18 protein-coding genes are annotated in these 18,813 nt (G+C 73.1%); 10 read left to right on the forward strand and 8 right to left on the reverse strand.

What is annotated here, in order from left to right; translation table 11 throughout:
• The first annotated feature begins 98 nt into the window (after window positions 1–98).
• Window positions 99–881, forward strand: a complete 783-nt coding sequence (locus ACIO6U_RS07550) for an SDR family oxidoreductase (RefSeq protein WP_391162428.1) — start codon at window positions 99–101, stop codon at window positions 879–881.
• A gap of 4 nt (window positions 882–885) precedes the next feature.
• Window positions 886–1,533 carry a TetR/AcrR family transcriptional regulator gene (locus ACIO6U_RS07555; protein WP_355337624.1) on the forward strand — a complete coding sequence of 216 codons (648 nt, stop codon included), beginning with the start codon at window positions 886–888 and terminating at the stop codon, window positions 1,531–1,533.
• Window positions 1,534–1,703: 170 nt separating this feature from the next.
• On the opposite strand, the gene ACIO6U_RS07560 is transcribed toward ACIO6U_RS07555, so the two are convergent.
• Both ACIO6U_RS07560 and ACIO6U_RS07565 read right to left on the reverse strand, forming a co-directional pair.
• Window positions 1,704–2,189, reverse strand: coding sequence for a nitroreductase family deazaflavin-dependent oxidoreductase (locus ACIO6U_RS07560; protein ID WP_355338068.1), 486 nt, complete (start codon window positions 2,187–2,189; stop codon window positions 1,704–1,706).
• 47 nt (window positions 2,190–2,236) lie between these two features.
• Window positions 2,237–3,463, reverse strand: coding sequence for an acyl-CoA dehydrogenase family protein (locus ACIO6U_RS07565; RefSeq protein ID WP_401716440.1), 1,227 nt, complete (start codon window positions 3,461–3,463; stop codon window positions 2,237–2,239).
• A 282-nt stretch (window positions 3,464–3,745) separates the two neighbouring features.
• Between ACIO6U_RS07565 and ACIO6U_RS07570 the strand changes: the two genes are divergently transcribed.
• The 3 genes from ACIO6U_RS07570 to ACIO6U_RS07580 all read left to right on the forward strand — a co-directional run bounded on the left by ACIO6U_RS07570 (window position 3,746) and on the right by ACIO6U_RS07580 (window position 6,251).
• A complete protein-coding gene (locus ACIO6U_RS07570; RefSeq protein ID WP_355337618.1) occupies window positions 3,746–4,012 on the forward strand; it encodes a hypothetical protein in 267 nt (88 codons plus the stop codon).
• A 53-nt stretch (window positions 4,013–4,065) separates the two neighbouring features.
• Complete coding sequence (locus ACIO6U_RS07575) at window positions 4,066–5,244, forward strand: acetyl-CoA acetyltransferase (RefSeq protein ID WP_401716443.1); 1,179 nt, start codon at window positions 4,066–4,068, stop codon at window positions 5,242–5,244.
• 74 nt (window positions 5,245–5,318) lie between these two features.
• Window positions 5,319–6,251, forward strand: coding sequence for a trypsin-like serine peptidase (locus ACIO6U_RS07580; protein ID WP_401716446.1), 933 nt, complete (start codon window positions 5,319–5,321; stop codon window positions 6,249–6,251).
• A gap of 27 nt (window positions 6,252–6,278) precedes the next feature.
• On the opposite strand, the gene ACIO6U_RS07585 is transcribed toward ACIO6U_RS07580, so the two are convergent.
• Together ACIO6U_RS07585 and ACIO6U_RS07590 are read right to left on the reverse strand one after the other, a co-directional pair.
• Window positions 6,279–6,749 carry a Zn-ribbon domain-containing OB-fold protein gene (locus tag ACIO6U_RS07585; RefSeq protein WP_401716449.1) on the reverse strand — a complete coding sequence of 157 codons (471 nt, stop codon included), beginning with the start codon at window positions 6,747–6,749 and terminating at the stop codon, window positions 6,279–6,281.
• A complete protein-coding gene (locus tag ACIO6U_RS07590; protein ID WP_355337606.1) occupies window positions 6,713–7,165 on the reverse strand; it encodes a DoxX family protein in 453 nt (150 codons plus the stop codon). Before ACIO6U_RS07590 ends, ACIO6U_RS07585 begins: the two co-directional genes overlap by 37 nt.
• A gap of 184 nt (window positions 7,166–7,349) precedes the next feature.
• Between ACIO6U_RS07590 and ACIO6U_RS07595 the strand changes: the two genes are divergently transcribed.
• The 4 genes from ACIO6U_RS07595 (at window position 7,350) to ACIO6U_RS07610 (ending at window position 12,973) form a co-directional block, all read left to right on the forward strand.
• Window positions 7,350–8,531 carry a flavin-containing monooxygenase gene (locus tag ACIO6U_RS07595; protein WP_401310636.1) on the forward strand — a complete coding sequence of 394 codons (1,182 nt, stop codon included), beginning with the start codon at window positions 7,350–7,352 and terminating at the stop codon, window positions 8,529–8,531.
• 311 nt (window positions 8,532–8,842) lie between these two features.
• Window positions 8,843–11,020 carry an acetate--CoA ligase family protein gene (locus tag ACIO6U_RS07600; RefSeq protein WP_401716453.1) on the forward strand — a complete coding sequence of 726 codons (2,178 nt, stop codon included), beginning with the start codon at window positions 8,843–8,845 and terminating at the stop codon, window positions 11,018–11,020.
• A gap of 196 nt (window positions 11,021–11,216) precedes the next feature.
• Complete coding sequence (locus ACIO6U_RS07605) at window positions 11,217–12,077, forward strand: enoyl-CoA hydratase/isomerase family protein (RefSeq protein ID WP_401716455.1); 861 nt, start codon at window positions 11,217–11,219, stop codon at window positions 12,075–12,077.
• A 200-nt stretch (window positions 12,078–12,277) separates the two neighbouring features.
• Window positions 12,278–12,973 (forward strand): flavin reductase family protein, encoded by a 696-nt coding sequence (locus ACIO6U_RS07610; protein WP_401717141.1) that lies wholly within the window; start codon window positions 12,278–12,280, stop codon window positions 12,971–12,973.
• On the opposite strand, the gene ACIO6U_RS07615 is transcribed toward ACIO6U_RS07610, so the two are convergent.
• Window positions 12,963–14,297: an MFS transporter gene (locus ACIO6U_RS07615; RefSeq protein ID WP_401717144.1), complete on the reverse strand. Its 1,335-nt coding sequence runs from the start codon at window positions 14,295–14,297 to the stop codon at window positions 12,963–12,965. The two genes, ACIO6U_RS07610 and ACIO6U_RS07615, sit on opposite strands and share 11 nt — an antisense overlap.
• A gap of 193 nt (window positions 14,298–14,490) precedes the next feature.
• Between ACIO6U_RS07615 and ACIO6U_RS07620 the strand changes: the two genes are divergently transcribed.
• Window positions 14,491–15,486 (forward strand): helix-turn-helix domain-containing protein, encoded by a 996-nt coding sequence (locus tag ACIO6U_RS07620; protein ID WP_391162438.1) that lies wholly within the window; start codon window positions 14,491–14,493, stop codon window positions 15,484–15,486.
• A gap of 60 nt (window positions 15,487–15,546) precedes the next feature.
• Here ACIO6U_RS07620 and ACIO6U_RS07625 read toward each other — a convergent pair whose 3' ends face one another.
• From ACIO6U_RS07625 to ACIO6U_RS07635, 3 genes are all read right to left on the reverse strand, one after another.
• Complete coding sequence (locus ACIO6U_RS07625; protein WP_401717147.1) at window positions 15,547–16,596, reverse strand: Zn-dependent alcohol dehydrogenase; 1,050 nt, start codon at window positions 16,594–16,596, stop codon at window positions 15,547–15,549.
• A gap of 127 nt (window positions 16,597–16,723) precedes the next feature.
• Window positions 16,724–17,650 (reverse strand): SDR family oxidoreductase, encoded by a 927-nt coding sequence (locus ACIO6U_RS07630; protein WP_401716458.1) that lies wholly within the window; start codon window positions 17,648–17,650, stop codon window positions 16,724–16,726.
• Window positions 17,647–18,813, reverse strand: coding sequence for an acyl-CoA dehydrogenase family protein (locus tag ACIO6U_RS07635; RefSeq protein ID WP_401716461.1), 1,167 nt, complete (start codon window positions 18,811–18,813; stop codon window positions 17,647–17,649). The genes ACIO6U_RS07630 and ACIO6U_RS07635 overlap by 4 nt, the downstream gene beginning before the upstream one ends.

The raw sequence follows: 18,813 nt of genomic DNA on the forward strand, positions 1-18,813 counted from the left end.
CCCGCTCGTTGGCCTTTTACGGATGTACGGATCGGGATCCCGACCGATGTCCGGCACAGATCTGACGGATCGTCAGTTCCTCTGGCACGATAGCCCACGTGACGGACGACCTGGAAGGGCGAGTGGCGGTCGTGACCGGCGGCACCCGCGGCATCGGCCGGGGCATCGCCGAGGCGCTGGCGGCGGCCGGCGCCCGGGTGCTGGTGTGCGGGCGCACCCCGCCCGCGGACCTGCCGCCCGGTGTCGCCTTCCGGGCCGCGGACGTCCGCGACCCCGAGGCGGTGCGGGCGCTCTTCGCGCACGTCGCCGAGGCGTACGGGCGGCTCGACCTGCTGGTGAACAACGCGGGCGGCTCCCCCGCCGCCGACGCCGCCACCGCCTCGCCGCGCTTCTCGCGGGCGGTCGTCGAGCTGAATCTGCTGGCGCCGCTGTACTGCGCACAGGCCGCGTACGCCCTGATGGCCCGCCAGCCGGACGGCGGCTCCATCGTCAACATCGGCAGCGTCAGCGGCAGCCGCCCCTCGCCGGGAACCGCCGCATATGGCGCCGCCAAAGCGGGCCTGGCCTCTCTCACCCGCTCGCTGGCCGCCGAGTGGGGCCCCGCGATCCGGGTGAACTGCCTGGTCGTGGGCTTGGTGCTGACGGACCGCTCGGCGGCGCACTACGGGGAGGGCGACCCCGCCGTACAGCGCGCGGTGGCCGCCGCCATACCGCTGGGGAGATTCGCGGAACCGGCCGACATCGCCGGTCCCGTCCTCTTTCTGGCCTCCCCGTCAGCACGCTATGTAACCGGCGCTGAGCTGCATGTTCATGGTGGCGGTGAGCTGCCTCCCCATTTGCAGGCGGCCGAATCGCGCGCTGATCACCCGTCGGTAAACTGACGGCATGACAGGACAAGTTCGCACCGTCGACGGCCGTGTTGCCGGTCGCCGCGGGCAGGCGACGCGGCAGAAGCTGCTCGACTGCCTGGGCGAGATGCTCAGCACGTCGCCGTACCGGGACGTCAAGGTCATCGACGTCGCCCGGATGGCGGGCACCTCCCCCGCAACGTTCTACCAGTACTTCCCCGACGTCGAGGGCGCCGTTCTCGAACTCGCCGACGAGATGGCCAAGGAGGGGGCGGGCCTGACCGAATTGGTCGCGGGCCGCTCCTGGGTCGGCAAATCAGGCGCCCAGGCGGCCGAGGAACTCGTCGACGGTTTCCTCTCCTTCTGGCGGAAGCACGACGCCATTTTGCGCGTCGTCGACCTCGGAGCAGCGGAAGGGGACAAGCGGTTCTACAAGATCCGCATGAAGATCCTCAACGCCGTCACCAATTCCCTGACCGACTCCATCAAGGACCTTCAGAGCAAGGGCAAGGTCGACAAGGAGGTCAGCCCGGCGGCCGTCGCCGGATCGCTGGTCGCCATGCTGGCCGCTGTCGCCGCTCACCAGAAGGGCTTCACGAGCTGGGGCGTCAAGCAGGCCGAGCTGAAGCCGAATCTCGCGCTGCTGGTCCACCTCGGTGTGACCGGAAAGAAGCCCGCCAAGTAGCGGACGCGGCACGCACCGCTTTTTCGCGTTGACGTTTCGCCGTCCTGCCAGAAAGTCACGCCCTGACGCGGGCGCCGCACAGTCCTCGGGGGAGGTACGCGGCGCCCGCGTCTTCGTGTGGGTGACGCCCCCTATCCGCGTCTTCGTGTGGGTGACTTTTCACCCCCGCCTCACTCGCGCGGCGTCAGCCGGAACACCCGGATCTCGCGCGTCACGCGGGAGGCGTAGACCGCGTAGGGCGGCCAGAAGGCGACCAGCGCCTTCCAGGCGGCGGCGCGGTCGTCGCCGGTCAGCAGGCTCGCGGTGACCTGGAGGTCGCGGCCCCGGCCGCTGACCACGGCGTCGGGATGCGCCAGCAGATTGGCCGACCAGGCCGGATGCCCCGGACGGCCGAAGTTGCTGCCCACGAGAACGAGGGTGCCGCCGTCCTCCGGCATGCACGCCAGCGGCGTACGCCGCGGCAGTCCGCTGCGTGCGCCGGTCGCGGTGAGGACGACGCCGGGCAGCAGGCTCGCGCTGACCAGGAACCTTCCGCCGGTCAGCCGGTGGACCGCGCTGTCCATGACCGGCACCACATGCGGCGCGATCTTGGCGAAGGCCCGGGTGGCCGACACCTTCTGCACGGACCTGCCCAGAACGCCGGTCCTGCTGACCACACCGCGCCCGCTGACGGCGCCCTTCACGGCGGCGTCGGCCGCGCCGCTCACGCCGCGCTCCTGACCACCGAGGGCGCGAAGAGCCCCGCCCGGTCGGCGGCGTGCGCGCGCAGGGCGTCGACCGGTCCGAAGAGCAGTTCGTCGGCGGTGGCCCGCTTGAAGTACAGATGCGCGTGGTGCTCCCAGGTGAAGCCGAGGCCGCCGTGCAACTGGATCGCCGCGCCCGCCACCATGCGCAGCGTTTCCAGCGCCTGGGCGAGGGCTACGGGCGCGGCCAGCTCGAATTCGGCGCTCGCCTCGGTGTCGTCCGCCCCGGAGGAGGCCCCGGCCGCCCAGGCGGCGTAATAGGCGGCGGACCGCGCCGCCTGAAGCTGTACGTACAGGTCGGCGAGCCGGTGCTTGACCGCCTGGAAGGAGCCGATCGGGCGCCCGAACTGCTCCCTGACCTTCACGTACTCCACCGTCGAGGTGAGCGCGTGATCGGCGGCGCCCACGGCTTCCGCGGCGAGCGCGGCGGCGGCGAGGCGGCCGGCGTCGGCCAGGGCGGCGGCGGGGGCGCCGCCGAGCGCTTCAGCGGGAGTGTCGCGCAGCTCGACGCGGGCCAGGGGCCGGGTCTCGTCGAGCGCGGTCAGGCGCGTGCGTACGAGCCCCGGTGCGGAGGATTCAACGAGGAAGAGCCGGGTACGGGTGGCCGCGTATCCGCCGGTGTGGGCCGCCACGATCAGCAGGTCCGCGCTGTGCGCGCCGAGCGCGCGGTCCGCCTGCCCGTAGAGCAGGTGCCGTCCTGGCGGCCCGTCGGCCGCCGCGCGGGCCTGGACGCCGCCCGCCCGGCCGCCACCCGCCCAGTCGCCGTCATTGGGCCCGGTGAGGGCCAGCGCGGTGGCCGGCGGGCCAGCGGTGACCAGCGCGGCGGTCAGGGTGCCGTCGGCGATCCGCGGCAGCAGGCGAGCCCGCTGCTCCTGATTGCCGAGGGCCGCGATCAGGGGCGCGGCCAGGACGGAGGTGCCGAGCAGCGGGGACGGCAGCAGCGCCCGGCCGGTCTCCTCGCAGGCGAGGACCAGTTCGGTGGGGCCGCAGCCGACGCCGCCGACCGCTGCGGGCAGCGCGAGCCCCGGCAGGCCGAGCGTCTGCGCGAGATGGCGCCACAGCGCCTCGTCGTGCCCCGCCGCCGTGGCGACGGCGGCCCGCACATCGTCGGGACCACAGCGTTTGTGCAGCAGGTCCCGCAATGTGCGCCGGATTTCGGCCTGCTCGTCGGTGAACGCGGCGTCCATCGGCCGCTCCTCCCTGCCGCGACTGCGATCTGACGGGCCGTCATCTTAGGTGCCCCCCGCCACGATGCCCAGGCCCGTGCACCGCCGATACGCGAGCCGGCGCCAAGGCCGCACCTGGTGGCGGGCGCCACACCAGCGCCCGGGCGGATACGCCAACCCACGGCGCCGCACGGCCGCCACCCGTGCGCGGCCCCACAAGACCGCCCGCCAGGGACCGTGAAACCGACCCACCCCGGACCCCGCGCACCGACGCACACGCCCCGGCGGGGCATCATGTCCCGCATGACCAGCAGCAGCCAGCCGCCGGGGGCGCCGCGGCGCAGCGCCCTCCGCCGCTTCCTCTCCCCCGGCCCCGACTCCTCGACGACCCAGCTCAGGGCATACGCGTGGACGTGGGCGATCTTGCTGGTGGTGTGGATCAGCGCGCAGTTCTGGGCGCATCCGGACGGGCTGCGCAGGGCGCTGTACATCCTGCTGTCGCTGGTCTCGATCACACAGGCGCTGAGCGCGCTCGCACTGCTGAGCAAGCGGTCGGACAGGCGGCGCTGAACCCGTACCGGGACCGTATCGCCGCCACGCGAATCTGATGTACCGTCAGATTCATGGCTCAACGCCCCCGTGGACAACGTGCTGTGGCGGTCGTCGGTGTCGCCCTGTCGGACTGCGGACGGGTGGACGACGCCACCGCGTACGCGCTGCACGCGCAGGCGGCCAGGCGCGCGCTCGCCGACTCCGGTCTCGACCGGGCCGTGGTGGACGGCCTGGCCTCCGCCGGGCTCGGCACGCTGGCGCCGGTCGAGGTGGCCGAGTATCTGGGGCTGCGGCCGACCTGGGTGGACTCCACGGCCGTGGGCGGCTCGACGTGGGAGGTGATGGCCGCGCACGCGGCGGACGCCATAGCCGCGGGCCACGCCAACGCCGTGCTGCTCGTCTACGGCTCCACCGCCCGCGCCGATCTCAAAGCGGGCCGCCGTACCGCCAATCTGTCCTTCGGCGCGGGCGGCCCGCTCCAGTTCGAGGTCCCGTACGGCCACACGCTGATCTCCAAGTACGCGATGGCCGCGCGGCGCCACATGCACGAGTACGGCACCACCTTGGAGCAGCTCGCCGAAGTCGCCGTCCAGGCGCGGTCGAACGCGGCCCGCAATCCCGACGCCATGTACCGCGCGCCCATCACCGTGGACGAGGTGCTGTCGGGGCCAATGATCGCGGACCCGTTCACCAAGCTGCACTGCTGCCTGCGCTCCGACGGCGGCGGCGCCGTATTGCTGGCGGCCGAGGAATATGTGCCGGATTGCGCCAAGCCGCCGGTATGGGTGCTGGGCAGCGGCACGTCGGTGTCGCACACATCGATGGCCCAGTGGCCGGACTTCACCGTCTCCCCCGCCGCGGCCTCGGGACGGCTGGCCTTCGAGCGCGCGGGGGTGACGCCCGCGGAGATCGACCTGGCGGAGATCTACGACGCCTTCACCTATATGACGCTGGTAACGCTGGAGGATCTGGGGTTCTGCGCCAAGGGCGAGGGCGGCGCCTTTGTGGCGGACGGGCGGCTGACGGTGGACGGCGCGCTGCCGGTGAACACCGACGGCGGCGGCCTGTCCGCCTGCCACCCCGGTATGCGCGGTCTTTTCCTGCTCGTCGAGGCCGTACGGCAGTTGCGCGGCGATGCGGGTGAGCGGCAGGTGCGCAAGGCGGGCGGGCGGCTGCCGGAGCTGGCCGTCGCCTCGGGGACGGGCGGCTGGTTCTGCTCCTCCGGCACGATGGTGCTCGGCCGGGGCTGAGGCCGGGCGATCCGCACCGGTCAGCGCCGGTGTCCCGGCCGTACGCGGCCGGCTGCGCCCGATACCCTTCCCGCGTGCTGCGACGCCTCCTGCTGCCCGCCGTGTGCACCGCCGCGCTGGTCCTGGTGTCGGTGCTGCTGCCCGGTGCCGGACACCCGCGTACGGCGCCGCACTGGACGAACAGGGCCGCCGCGCGCTTCTGGACCCCCGAGCGGATGGCCGACTCCATGCCGTCGTCGGTCCGGCAGCTCGGCCCGGCGGCGGAACCGGGCACCGTGCCGGGACCGTTCACCCGCTCCGAGACCGCGACGCACTTCGGGGGCGTCCCGACCGTCGGCATGCTCTTCTCGGTCGACGGCGACATGACCGCGCACTTCTGCACCGCGAGCGTCGTGCACAGCCCCGGCCGCGACCTGATCCTGACCGCCGCGCACTGCCGGCCGGGCGCGAACATCGGCTTCGTACCGCAGTTCCGCGCGGGTGCGGCCCGGCAGCCGTACGGGATCTGGGCCGTCTCGCAGGTCTTCACCGACGCGCGCTGGGCACCCGCGGACGACGCCGAATCCGCCTACGACTTCGCCTTCGCCCGGGTCGCGCCGGACGCGGACGGGCGGCGGATCGAGGAGGTGACGGGCGGCAACCGCCTGATCCGTACGCCCGGCTTCCACAACCGCGTCACCGTCATCGGCTACCCGCGCACCTCCGACGACCCGTCCGACCAGGCGATCACCTGCACGACGACCACCTCGCGGCTCGAAGGGCTGCGCCAATTGCAGCTGGTGTGCGCGGGTTACTTCGCCGGCACCTCCGGCAGCCCGTGGCTGCTCGACTACAACACCCGCACCAAGAGCGGCAGCGTCATCGGTCTGATCGGCGGCGAGGACGAGGGCGGGCTGTCCGACCGGATCTCGTACAGCCCGTTCTTCGACGACGCGATCCAGGCGCTGTACCGGAAGGCGGTACGGGCCCGGTCGCATACGCCGCACATAGTGACCGCCAAGCGCTGACGCCCGCCTCACGCGGGCGGCAGGGGCTCAGGCCGGGCGGAAGACGGGGATCGCGGGCTCGTCCTCGGGCGGGGTTCCCGCGTCCGCGCCACGGCGGAAATCCACCCTCAGCGGCATCCCGATCCGTAATCTCTGCGCCGCGCAGTCGATGACTTCCGTCATCATGCGCGGCCCTTCGGCGAGGTCGACGACGGCCGCCGCGTAGGGGAGCCGGTCGCGGAACGGCGGCAGGTCGTTGAGGTGGACGACCGACCAGGTGTAGAGAGTGGCGAGGCCGGAGGCGGTCTCCCAGACCACGTCCTCGCTCCAGCAGTGCGGGCAGAATTCGCGCGGGTAGTGGTGCGCGGCGCCGCATCCGTCGGCCCGGCAGCGCCGGATGAGCAGCCGCCCCTCGGCCGCCGCGTCCCAATAGGTCCGGGTGAAGGCGTCGGTTCGCGGCAGATCGAACCGCGCCGCGCCGCTCACCGGAACAGCCCGAAGGCGTCGTCCAGAGACCATGTCTGCCAGCTCACGGCGAAGAACGCCACGACCGAGATCAGCGCCATCATGGCGTTCTGTCCCTGCTCGGCCCAGTCGTGGATCATCAGGACGAGGTAGAGCAGGTTCAGCAGCAGGCCGCCGACGAGGGCGACGGGGGTGAGCAGGCCGGTGATCAGGCCGAGCCCGAGGGCGAGTTCGGCGTAGACGACGACGTACGCCATCAGGCGAGGTCGCGGGGCGACGACCGCCGCGAAGCCGGTGCGCACGAAGGGCCAGCGGTGCCGCTCGGCCACGTCGGCGGCCCAGGCGATGCCCGTACCGCGCGCGAACCACGCCTTCTTGTCCTTGTGCCGCCAACTCTCCAGCCACCACAGCCCCAGCCCTATGCGCAGTACGGCCAGCCATTCCGGGCCGCTGAGCCAGATCGCGCGCATGCCGGACCTCCTCCGAATCTGACGGTACGTCAGTTCAGCGGACGGCGGGCGGTATGCGCAAGAGGCCGGACCGAACCTCGCCGACCGATCCGTTCCGGGCTACGCTCACACGCGCGCGAGCAGTTACCTTCCGGTACCGCCGCAACTCGTTTCTCGTACGACTTTCAGGCCCCGGGAGTTCTCCATGTCCCACCCCAGCAACGCCGGTTCGGGCACGCCCGCGAGCAGCGCGACCGCCGAGCCGGACGCCATCGTCATCGGCGCGGGACCCGGCGGCCTGGCCGCCGCTGCCGCGCTCAGAGCGCGAGGGGTGCGCCCCCTGGTACTGGAGCGCTCGGAGCACCTCGGCGCCTCCTGGCGCGCCCACTACGACCGGCTGCGCCTGCACACCACGCGCCGGCTGTCCGCGCTTCCCGGCCTGCAGATCCCGCGCGCGTACGGCCGTTGGGTCGCCCGCGACGACGTGGTGCGCTACCTGGAGCAGTACGCCGAGCACCACGACCTGGACATCACCACCGGCATAGCGGTGGAGCGCGTCGACCGCGCGGCGTCGGGCGCGGGCTGGGAGCTGCCCGCCAACGGCGGCCGGGTGCTCACCTCCCCCGTGGTCGTCGTCGCCACCGGCCACAACCACGCGCCGCACATACCGGACTGGGAGGGCCGCGACACCTTCCCCGGCGAACTCCTGCACTCCGCCGCCTACCGCAACGCCGCGCCCTACGCCGGGCGCGACGTGCTCGTCGTCGGCGTCGGCAACAGCGGCGCCGAGATCGCCGTCGACCTCGTCGAAGGCGGCGCCGCCCGGGTACGGCTCGCCGTCCGCACCCCGCCGCACATCATGCGCCGGTCCACGGCGGGCTGGCCCGCGCAGGCCAGCGGCATCCTGTGCCGACGGCTGCCGACCCGCGTCGTCGACCGCGTCGCCCCGTACATCGAGCGGGCCAGCGTGCCCGACCTGTCGGCGTACGGCCTGCCCCGCCCGGAAACCGGCCTGTACGCGCGCGTGCTCGACGGCTCCATCCCCGTGCAGGACGTGGGCCTGATCGAGGCCGTACGCGCCCGGCGGGTCGAACCCGTCGCCGCCGTCGAGCGCTTCGACGGGGACAAGGTGCACCTGGCCGACGGCTCGCAGATCAGCCCCGAGGTCGTCATCGCCGCCACCGGGTACCGGCGCGGCCTCGAACCGCTCGTCGGCCACCTCGGCGTACTCGACGGGCGCGGGCGCCCGGTCGCGCACGGCGCCCGCTCGCCCAAGGGCGCCCCCGGTCTGTACTTCACCGGCTTCACCAACCCCATCAGCGGCATGTTCCGCGAAATGGCCATCGACGCCCGCCGGATCGCCCGGAAGGTGTCCCACACCCGCTGACCCGTACGCGCCCGCTTCGTACGTACCGCCGCGGCACCCGGCCGTGCGCGCGCTGCCGCACGCCCGCTCCCACACCCCCGCTCCCACATCCCCCTCTCTCCATACGCAGGCCGCCGACCCGCTCGGGACGCCGGAACCCCGCGTCCCCGCGTCCCCGCGTCCCCGCGAGCGAACCGGACGCCGCGCGTCCGCACCCCGCACAGGGCCGCACATTTCTTTTCCGTGACCCGACTGTTCCTGACAGGTCGTCAGTTCAGTAATCTGACTATGCGTCAGTTCTGTAGACCCAGCAGCAGGAGGGGGCGAGACCGATGCTCGGATCCACGTTCAGCACCCGCAGTCCCGGCCCGGGGCCCGTCGCGCGCGGCGGGTCGGACACCGATGTCGGCGGCCGTCCGCTGCACGCCCCCGTACCCGACCTCGACAGGTTCTTCCGGCCACGGACGGTGGCGGTGGTCGGCGCGTCCGACACCGAGGGGCGGCCCAACACCGGCATCACGCGACAGCTCCTGACCTGGTCGCAGCGGGTCGGCGCCCAGTTGCTGCCGGTCAACCCCGGCCGGGAGACCGTCTTCGGCCTGCCCTGCCACGCCTCGGTGGCCGATCTCCCGGAGGACGTGGACCTGGCGGTGCTGCTGGTCGCCGACCCGCTGCCGGTGATCGAGCAACTGGGCGAGGCGAAGGTCTCCTTCGCCGTGGCCTTCGCCTCCGGCTTCGCCGAGACCGGCGCCGAGGGCGCGGCGGCCCAGACCCGGCTGGCCGAGGTCGTCGCCCGCTCCGGCCTGCGGCTGCTCGGACCGAACACCAACCTCAACGCCTTCGAGGAGTTCCGCGAGGACCTCACGGGACCCGCCATCGCGCTGATCACCCAGTCCGGCCACCAAGGCCGCCCCCTGCACTCCCTCCAGCAACTCGGCATCCGGCTCAGCCACTGGGCGCCCACCGGCAACGAAGCGGACCTGGAGACCGCCGACTTCATCTCCTACTTCGCCGGGCAGCCCGAGGTCGGCGCCATCGCGGCATATGTGGAAGGGCTCAAGGACGGCAGGTCCTTCTGCCTCGCCGCCGACCGCGCCGCCCGGCGCAAGGTGCCGGTGGTGATGGTCAAGGTGGGCCGTACCGACGCCGGGGCCAGGACCGCCGCCTCGCACACCGGCAAGCTCACCGGGACCGATTCCGTGATCGACGCCGCCCTGCGGCAGTTCGGCGTGATCCGCGTCGACGGGCTCGACGAACTCCAGGACACCGCGGCCCTGCTGGCCCGCGCCCGGCCGCCCGCCGCGGACGGGGTCGTCGTCTACTCCATATCCGGCGGCACCGGCGCGCACTTCGCCGACCTGGCCACCTCGGCCGGGCTGCGGCTGCCCGCGCTGTCGGAGGCCAAGCGCACCGAACTCCACCAGTGGATCCCGGACTACCTGAACGTCGCCAACCCGGTCGACAACGGCGGCCACCCGGTGGGCGACTGGCGCGGCCGGAAGATCATCGACGCGATCCTGGCCGATCCGGCCGTCGGCGTACTGATCTGTCCCATCACCGGCCCCTTCCCGCCGATGAGCGACAAGCTGGCCCGCGACCTGGCGGACGCGGCCGAGGAGACGGACAAGCTGATCTGCGTGGTGTGGGGCTCCCCGGTCGGCACCGAGGACGCCTACCGCACCACCCTGCTCGGCTCCTCCCGGCTGGCGACCTTCCGCACCTTCGGCAACTGCGTCACCGCCGTGAAGTCCTACCTCGACCACCACCGCTTCACCGCCGCCTACCGCTCGCCCTTCGACGAAGCGCCGCGCACACCGTCGTCCTCGGCGCGCAAGGCGCGCGGCCTGCTGCGCGAGGGCCACCAGCTCAGCGAGCACGCGGCCAAGCAACTGCTGCGGGCGTACGGGATCCGGGTGCCGCGCGAGCAGTTGGTGACCAGCGCGGCGGGCGCCGTCCGGGCCGCGGGCCTGGTCGGCTACCCGGTGGTGATGAAGGCTTCCGCGGCGCAGCTCGGGCACAAGACGGAGCTGGGCCTGGTCAGGCTCGGCCTCACCTCGGCCAGCCAGGTCAGGGACGCCTACCGCGAACTCACCGACACCGCCCGCGCCGCCGACATCGACCTGGACGGCATCCTGGTCTGCCAACTCGTCGAGCGCGGAGTGGAGATGGTGGTCGGCATCTCGCCCGACCCGCTCTTCGGTCCGACCGTCACCGTGGGACTCGGCGGAATCCTGGTCGAGGTCCTCGCCGACACCGCCGTACGCGTACCGCCCTTCGGGCCGGACACCGCGCGCGGCATGCTGGACGACCTGCGGGGCCGCAGGATCCTCGACGGGGTCAGGGGGGCGCCGCCCGCCGATACCGACGCGCTCGTCGACGTGGTCATGCGCGTGCAGCGGATGGCGATGGAACTGGGCGACTCGCTCGCCGAACTCGACATCAACCCGCTGATGGTGCTGCCGCGCGGGCAGGGCGCGGTCGCGCTCGACGCACTGGCCGTCTGCTACTGACCGCGCCGACCCGTACGCCGACGATTCACCCCTCACCGCTCCGTGCCGGAACGGTCCGCGCCGGAAGGGCGCACGCCGACACGACCCGCTCCCGGACGCCGCGCGCCCCCATGCCCAGCACTCGAACACCCCGTGCCCGCGTGCCCCGTGCCCGCATACCCCGTGCCCGCTCTTCCCGCTCCGACCGAGGATTCCCATGGCCGACTCCCCCTCCACCGACTCCGACAACACCGCCGCCGACTCCGCTGAGTCACCGGACGATTCCGCTGAGTCAGTTGTACGTCACGCCACTGACAACGGGGTCTCGTGGATCACGCTCGACCGCCCGCACGCCATGAACGCCCTGACCTGGGACCAGCGCGAACGCCTGATCGGCCTGCTCGAAGCGGCCTCGGCGGAACCGGACGTGCGGGCCGTCGTACTGACCGCGACCGGCCGGGCGTTCTGCGCGGGCGCGGATCTGAGCGGAGGCGCGAGCGCACCGGCCGAGCGGGTGCCGGGCGATGTGGCGCGGACGATCAGGCGCGGCGCGCAGCGGCTGATCGCGGCCGTGCTCGACTGCGAGAAGCCGGTCGTCGCGGCGGTCAACGGCACCGCCGCCGGGATCGGCGCCCACCTCGCCCTCGCCTGCGACCTCGTCCTCGCCTCGGAACGGGCCACGTTCATCGAGGTGTTCGTCCGCCGCGGCCTGGCCCCCGACGGCGGGGGCGCGTATCTGCTGCCGCGGCTGATCGGCCCGCAGCGCGCGAAGGAACTGCTCTTCTTCGGCGACGCGCTGCCGGCCGCCGAGGCGGAACGCCTCGGACTGGTCAACCGCGTCGTACCGGCCGCCGAGTTGGACAAGACCGCGCGCGCCTGGGCGGACCGCCTGGCCGCCGGGCCCACGCGCGCGACGGCGCTGGCCAAACAGCTCGTCAACGCCTCCCTCGACACCGACCGCACCACCGCGTTCGCCGCCGAGGCGGCGGCGCAGGAGATCGTCATGACCACCGCCGACGCGCTGGAGGGCGTCCGCAGCTTCACCGAGCGGCGGCAGCCGCACTTCCGGGGCCGGTGACCCGATTCCCGCCGTCCGCCACTCGCCACCCGCCACCCGCCACCGGCCACCGGCCACCGGCCACCGGCCGACGAGCACGCCCCCGCCGAGAAACCCGGTTCCCGCCGATCGACCTCACCCCGACCTCACCCCGACCTCACCTCACCCTTCCTATCTGACGGTCCGTCAGATTCAATGGAGGGGTGATGGGACACGCGGGAATGGCGGAGACCGCCGTGCGGTACCTGAGGTCGGTCGGGGCGGCGACGGCCGCGGCGCCGGGCGCCGGAGGTCCGGCGACGGCGCCCACGGCGCTGCCGGGCGCCGCACCACTGGCCGGGGCGCGCGCCGCGCTGCGGGCGGTGGGCCCGGACGAGCGGGCACCGGTGGACCAGGGTGAATTCCGCGGGGTGCTCGGCCGTTTCGCGACCGGCGTGACACTGGTGACGGCGGCCTGCCCCGACGGGCCGGCCGGCTTCGCCTGCCAGTCGTTCGTGTCGCTGTCGCTGGATCCGCCACTGGTGGCGTTCATGGTCGGGCGTGCGTCAACGACCTGGCCGCGCATCGCCCGTGCGGGCGTTTTCTGCGCCAACGTACTGACGGCGGGGCAGGCCCCGCTGTGCAGGCAGTTCGCGGTGAGTGGCTCGGACAAGTTCGCGGGCGTGGACTGGACGCCCGCGCCCGTTTCGGGGTCGCCCCGGATCGGCGGCGCGTCCGCGTGGATCGACTGCGCGATCCACGCGGTGCACACCGGGGGCGACCACCTCGTAGTGGTGGGCCGGGTGGTCGCGCTGGGCGCGACGGACGGCGCCAACGGCCCGGACGCCCCGGCCGGCCCCGAGGATCCTTCCGGACCTTTGCTGTTCTACCGGGGCGGATTCGGAACTTTCGCTCCTTTCGGCCCGTTCACCCCGTAACCGCCAACGCCGGTACCGCGGCGACCGGTCGGCGGCGGATGACGAGGGACATCAGCGCGGCCACCGCGCACAGGGCACCGGAGGAGTACCAGACGACGTCGTACGAGCCGAACGCGTCACGCGCGACACCTCCCAGATAGGCGACGAGGGCGGCGCCGATCTGGTGGGAGGCGAGGACCCAGCCGAAGACGATCGCACTGTTCTCGCCGTAGTGCTCGCGGCACAGGGCGATGGTCGGCGGGACCGTGGCGACCCAGTCGAGGCCGTAGAAGACGATGAACAGCACCATCGGCGGATGGACGCTGTCCGCGAGCAGGATGGGGAGGAACATCAGGGAGAGTCCGCGCAGGCCGTAGTAGATCGCGAGCAGGCGGCGCGGTGATACGCGGTCGGTGAACCAGCCGGAGGCCACCGTGCCCGCGATGTCGAAGACGCCGATCACGGCCAGCAGGGAGGCGGCGGCGGTGACGGGCATGCCGTGGTCGTGGGCGGCGGGCACGAAGTGGGTCTTGACCAGGCCGTTGGTGGACGCGCCGCAGATCGCGAAGGTGCCCGCGAGCAGCCAGAACGGTCCGGTACGCGCCGCGTCGCGCAGGGCCCGCAGCGCCCGGCCCGCGGCGCCCGCGACCGGTGCGGGCTTGGGGGTGAACTCGGCGGCGCCGTAGGCCGCGAGGCCCACGTCGGCGGGGTGGTCGCGCAGCAGGAACCAGACGAAGGGGACGACGGCGAGCGCGGCGCAGGCCACCACCGCGGCGGCCGGGCGCCAGCCGTGGTGTTCGGTGATCCAGGACAGCACGGGCAGGAAGACCAGTTGTCCGGCCGCGCCGCCCGCGGTGAGGATGCCGGTGACCAGGCCGCGGCGGGCGACGAACCACCGGTTGGTGACGGTGGCGGCGAAGGCCAGTGCCATCGAGCCGCTGCCGAGGCCGACGAGCACGCCCCAGCACAGCACGAGTTGCCACACCTGCGTCATGTAGACGGTCAGTCCCGCGCCGAGCGCGATGGTCACCAGCGCGCACGCCACCACGCGCCGGATGCCGAAGCGGTCCATCAGCGCGGCGGCGAAGGGCGCGGTGAGCCCGTACAGCGCGAGGTTCACCGAGACCGCGAAGCCGATCATGCCGCGCGACCAGCCGAATTCGGTGTGCAGCGGGTCGATCAGCAGTCCGGGGAGCGAGGCGAAGGCGGCGGCGCCGACGAGGGTCACGAAGGTGACGACGGCGACGGCCCAGGCGCGGTGCGGTCGTACGCGGGTGCCGGGGCGGGGACCGAGGTCAGGAGCGACGCCGGATACGGCACCAGGCGCGACACCGACACCGGGCATGACACCGGGTACGGCACCCGGCACGACACCGGGCGCGGCGGCCTCGCCAGGCGTGGCGGCCGGCCCTGGTGCGGCGGTCACGGTGTCAGGGACCTGACCGGCGGAGTGCGATGTCTGCGTCACTCGAACAGTCTCCGGAGATCGGTACCACCGGACGAGTGGCCCGATGGCCATGATGTGAAAGGATCGGGCCATGGCCGTTTTCCAGCACCCCGACCGGCACAAGGTCGCCGTCTTCGCGCTCGACGGCGTGATCCCGTTCGAACTGGGCATCCCGCTGCGGATCTTCGGCGCCGCCCAGGGCGTCGAGGACGGCAGGAAGCTGTACGAGGTCGTGACGTGCAGCGTCGCCCCCGGCAGCGTCCGTACCGACGCCGATTTCAGCGTCGTCGTCGAGCACGGGCTCGAAGCGCTGGCCGAGGCGGACACGGTGGTCGTGCCCGCCTCGCACGAGTTGGGGACCGTCTACACCGAGGGGGTGCTGACGCCCGCGCTGGCCGCCGCCTTCCGCCGGATGCGGACCGGCACGCGTACGGTCTCGATCTGCACCGGCTCCTTCCTGCTCGCCGCCGCGGGCCTGCTCGACGGCCGCCCCGCGACCACCCACTGGAGCAGCGCGGACCACTTTCAGCGGCTCTTCCCGCAGGTCAAGGTGGACCCCGACGTCCTCTACGTGGACGACGGCGACGTCCTGACCTCGGCCGGGGTCGCCGCGGGCATCGACTTGTGCCTGCACATCGTGCGCCGCGACTTCGGTACGGCGGTGGCGAACGGGGTCGCGCGTCGCACCGTCGTCCCGCCGCACCGGGAGGGCGGCCAGGCGCAGTACATCCGCAGGCCGCTGCCGGAGCCGCAGTTGGCCAGTACGGAGCGGGCGCGCTCCTGGGCGCTGGACCGGCTGCACGCGCCGCTCACACTGCGGCAGCTCGCCGAGCGCGAGTCGATGAGCGTACGCACCTTCACCCGGCGGTTCCGCGAGGAGGTGGGGATGAGCCCCGGACAGTGGCTGACGCAGCAGCGCGTCGAACACGCCCGCCACCTGCTGGAGTCCACCGATCTCGGGGTCGACCAGATCGCCGGGCAGGCGGGTTTCGGCACGTCGGCGTCGATGCGTCAGCACCTCCAGGCCGCGCTCGGGGTGTCACCGACGGCGTACCGCCGCACGTTCCACAGCGCGGCCGGACGGTAGGCCCCGAGGGTCCGGAAGGCGCGGAGGGCCCGTAGGACTCGGGCGGCCGGGAGAGAGGGCTCAGAAGGTGAGCACGCCGCGCGCCACCCGCCCGTGCGCGGCGTCGTCCACCGCCTTGGCGAAGTCCTCCACCGGGTAGGTCTCTGTGACGAGTTCGTCCAGCAGCAGCCGCCCCTGCCGGTAGAGGTCGGCGTAGAGCGCGATGTCGCGCTGCGGGCGCGAGGAACCGTATCGGCAGCCGAGGATCGCCTTGTCCAGGAACATCGAGGAGACGCGGAACGACGCCTCGGCGTCGGCGGGCGGCACTCCGAGCAGCAGCGCCTGGCCGTGCCGGTCGAGCAGGTCGATCGCCTGCCGGATCAGGGCGGTGCGGCCCACGCACTCGAAGACGTGGTCGGCGCCGTGCGGCAGCAGGTCGCGTACGGAAGCGGCGTCGGCGACGAAGTCCGTGGCGCCGAACCGCCGGGCCGGCGCTTCCTTGGCCGGGTTGTTGTCGACGGCGACGATGCGGGAGGCGCCCGCGATCCGCGCGCCCTGGAGGACGTTGAGGCCGATGCCGCCGGTGCCGATGACGACGACGCTCTCACCGAGGCCGACGCGCGCCCGGTTCAGGACGGCGCCGACGCCGGTCAGCACGCCGCAGCCGATCAGGGCGGCCGAGGTGAGCGGGATCTCCGGTGCGATTTTCACCGCCTGGACGGCCTTGACCACGGTCAGCTCCGCGAAGGCGGAATTCGAGGCGAAGTTGAAGAGCGGCTTCCCCTGCCGCCTGAAGGGCTTTCCCAGGCGGCCGATGGCCTGACGGCACATGGTGGGGCGGCCACGGTCGCACTCGGGGCACGTCCCGCAGTTGGCGAGCGTCGAGAGCGACACATGGTCGCCGACCACCACGTGGGTCACCCCCGCGCCGACCGCCTCGACCACTCCCGCGCCCTCGTGGCCGAGCACGACCGGCACCGGGAACGGGATCGTCCCGTCGATCACCGACAGGTCGCTGTGGCACAGCCCGGCCGCCGCGATCCGTACCCGCACCTCACCGGGCCCCGGCGCGCGGACCTCCAGGTCGTCCACGACCTGCGCCTGCTTGCCGTCGAAGACCACGCCCCGCACACGTCCCCGGAGGTCACCATAAGTGCCGTCCAGCGCGGCGCCCCCCTTGGTGCCGTCCGCGTGCGCGTCACCATTAGTGCTGCCTACCGTGCCGCCATGCCCGCTCATGTGCGCCCCCTCAAGGGTGTCAAGGGTGTTGGGACGAGACGGAGACCACCTCGCCCGTCAGATAGGAGCTGTAGCCGCTGGCCAGGAAGACGATCGCGTTGGCGACCTCCCAGGGCCGCGCGGCCCGCCCGAACGCCTCGCGCGCGGTCAGTTCCGCCAGCAATTCGTCACTGGTGACCTTCGCGAGGTTGGCGTGCATCGCCAGCGACGGCGCGACCGCGTTGACCCGTACGCCGAACTCGGCCGCCTCCACGGCCGCGCACCTGGTCAGCGCCATCACGCCCGCCTTGGCCGCCGCGTAGTGCGCCTGTCCGGCCTGGGCGCGCCAGCCCAGCACGGACGCGTTGTTGACGATCACCCCTGTGCCGCGTTCCCGCATGTGGCGCAGGGCGGCGCGGGTGCAGCGGAAGGTGCCGTTCAAGGTGACGTCGAGGACGGTCGACCACTGCGCGTCCGTCATGTCGACGAGCGCGGCGGTGCCGCCGAGGCCCGCGTTGTTGACCAGGACGTCCAGGCCGCCGAACCGCTCGGTGACGGCCGCGAAGAGCCGCCGCACATCGTCCTCGACGGTCACGTCGCACGGCACGGCCAGCGGCGCCTGGCCGGTCAGCTTCTCCAACTCCGCGGCCGCCTCGGCCAGCCGCCGCTCGTGCCGGTCGCTGATCGCCACGACCGCGCCCTCCTCGGCGCAGCGCCGCGCGGTCGCGAAGCCGATGCCGCTGCCCGCGGCGGCCGTGACCAGGACCGTACGGCCGCGCAGGAGGCCGTGCGCGGGCTCGTAGGGCGGCTCGCGCCCAGGGCCGTGCGGCGGGCGCGGGGTGTGCTGGGGGTGCGGGGCGTGCTGGGCGTGCGGGGCGTGCTGGGCGTGCGGGGCGTGCTGGGCGTGCTGGGCGTGCTGGGGAGACGCGCTCACCCTGATGGCCTCTTCCTCCTCGGACGCGCTCACCCTTTCGGCTCCCTCGGCAGCCCCAGCGCCCGCTCCGCGATGATCGTGCGCTGCACCTCGTCCGAGCCGCCGTAGATGGTGTCCGCGCGGGAGAAGAGGAACAGGTGCTGGGCGGCGTCGAGTTCGTACGGCGCGGCCGGTGTCCAGTCGCGCGGGCCGGTGGCGGCAGACGGGCCGCGTACGGTCATCGCCAGCTCGCCGAGCCGCTGGTGCCAGGCCGACCAGAGGAGTTTGGCAGCGCTGGGCGCGGCGAGGTCGGCGGTGCCGAGGGTGCGCAGCGCGTTCCAGCGCATCGTCCGCAACTCCGCCCACAGCCGTATCAGCCGCTGCCTGATCATCGGATCGGTGTCGGCCCCTGTGCGCCGCGCCGCCTCCGTGACCTCCGCCAACTCCCGCCCGAAGCCGATCTGCTGGACCAGTGTGGACACGCCGCGCTCGTGGCCGAGGAGCGCCATGGCGACCTGCCAGCCGCCGCCTTCCGCGCCGACGACCCCGACGGCGCGGGCGCCGTCGAAGAACACCTCGTTGAAGTCGGCCGCGCCGGACATCTGCCGGATCGGGCGCACGTCGATCCCCGGCTGGTCCATCGGCAGCAGCAGGAAGCTCAGGCCGTGATGGCGGCGCGAGCCGGGCTCGGTGCGCGCGAGCAGAAAGCACCAGTCGGCGTCACGCGCCAGTGACGTCCAGATCTTCTGCCCCGACACCCGGTACGAGCCGTCCGCCGGATCGCGTACGGCCGCCGTCCGCACGCCCGCCAGGTCGGAGCCCGCGCCCGGCTCGCTGTACCCCTGGCACCACAGTTCCTCGCCGCGCGCGATCGGCGGCAGGAAGCGCTCGCACTGCTCGGGGGTGCCGTGCGCCTCCAGGGTGGGCGCGAGCAGCTTTTCGCCGATGTGCCCTGTGCGTACGGGGGCGCCCGCGCGGGCGTACTCCTCGCCCCACGCGACCTGTTGGGCGAGTGTCGCGCGCCGGTTGCCGCCGTACGTTCCGGACCAGCCGAGGCCGATCCAGCCCGCCGCGCCGAGGGTACGTTCCCAGGCCCGGCGGTCGGGCGCGGCGCGCATGTCGGTGGCGGCCGGGGTGTCGGCGGGGGCGTTGGCAGCGAGCCACTGGCGGGCCTCCGCGCGGAAGGCGTCGACCTCGGGTCCGAAGGTGAAGTCCAT

Source organism: Streptomyces sp. NPDC087422, from assembly GCF_044744145.1.
Taxonomy (GTDB): domain Bacteria; phylum Actinomycetota; class Actinomycetes; order Streptomycetales; family Streptomycetaceae; genus Actinacidiphila.

Bases quoted from the DNA above. Each gene is read 5' to 3' on its own strand.
- ACIO6U_RS07600 (WP_401716453.1), top strand. From the start codon at position 8,843: ATGCTCGGATCCACGTTCAGCACCCGCAGTCCCGGCCCGGGGCCCGTC.
- ACIO6U_RS07610 (WP_401717141.1), top strand. From the start codon at position 12,278: ATGGCGGAGACCGCCGTGCGGTACCTGAGGTCGGTCGGGGCGGCGACG.
- ACIO6U_RS07605 (WP_401716455.1), top strand. From the start codon at position 11,217: ATGGCCGACTCCCCCTCCACCGACTCCGACAACACCGCCGCCGACTCC.
- ACIO6U_RS07590 (WP_355337606.1), bottom strand. From the start codon at position 7,165: ATGCGCGCGATCTGGCTCAGCGGCCCGGAATGGCTGGCCGTACTGCGC.
- ACIO6U_RS07585 (WP_401716449.1), bottom strand. From the start codon at position 6,749: ATGGTCTCTGGACGACGCCTTCGGGCTGTTCCGGTGAGCGGCGCGGCG.
- ACIO6U_RS07555 (WP_355337624.1), top strand. From the start codon at position 886: ATGACAGGACAAGTTCGCACCGTCGACGGCCGTGTTGCCGGTCGCCGC.
- ACIO6U_RS07565 (WP_401716440.1), bottom strand. From the start codon at position 3,463: ATGGACGCCGCGTTCACCGACGAGCAGGCCGAAATCCGGCGCACATTG.
- ACIO6U_RS07570 (WP_355337618.1), top strand. From the start codon at position 3,746: ATGACCAGCAGCAGCCAGCCGCCGGGGGCGCCGCGGCGCAGCGCCCTC.
- ACIO6U_RS07575 (WP_401716443.1), top strand. From the start codon at position 4,066: ATGGCTCAACGCCCCCGTGGACAACGTGCTGTGGCGGTCGTCGGTGTC.
- ACIO6U_RS07635 (WP_401716461.1), bottom strand. From the start codon at position 18,813: ATGGACTTCACCTTCGGACCCGAGGTCGACGCCTTCCGCGCGGAGGCC.
- ACIO6U_RS07620 (WP_391162438.1), top strand. From the start codon at position 14,491: ATGGCCGTTTTCCAGCACCCCGACCGGCACAAGGTCGCCGTCTTCGCG.
- ACIO6U_RS07595 (WP_401310636.1), top strand. From the start codon at position 7,350: ATGTCCCACCCCAGCAACGCCGGTTCGGGCACGCCCGCGAGCAGCGCG.
- ACIO6U_RS07615 (WP_401717144.1), bottom strand. From the start codon at position 14,297: ATGCCCGGTGTCGGTGTCGCGCCTGGTGCCGTATCCGGCGTCGCTCCT.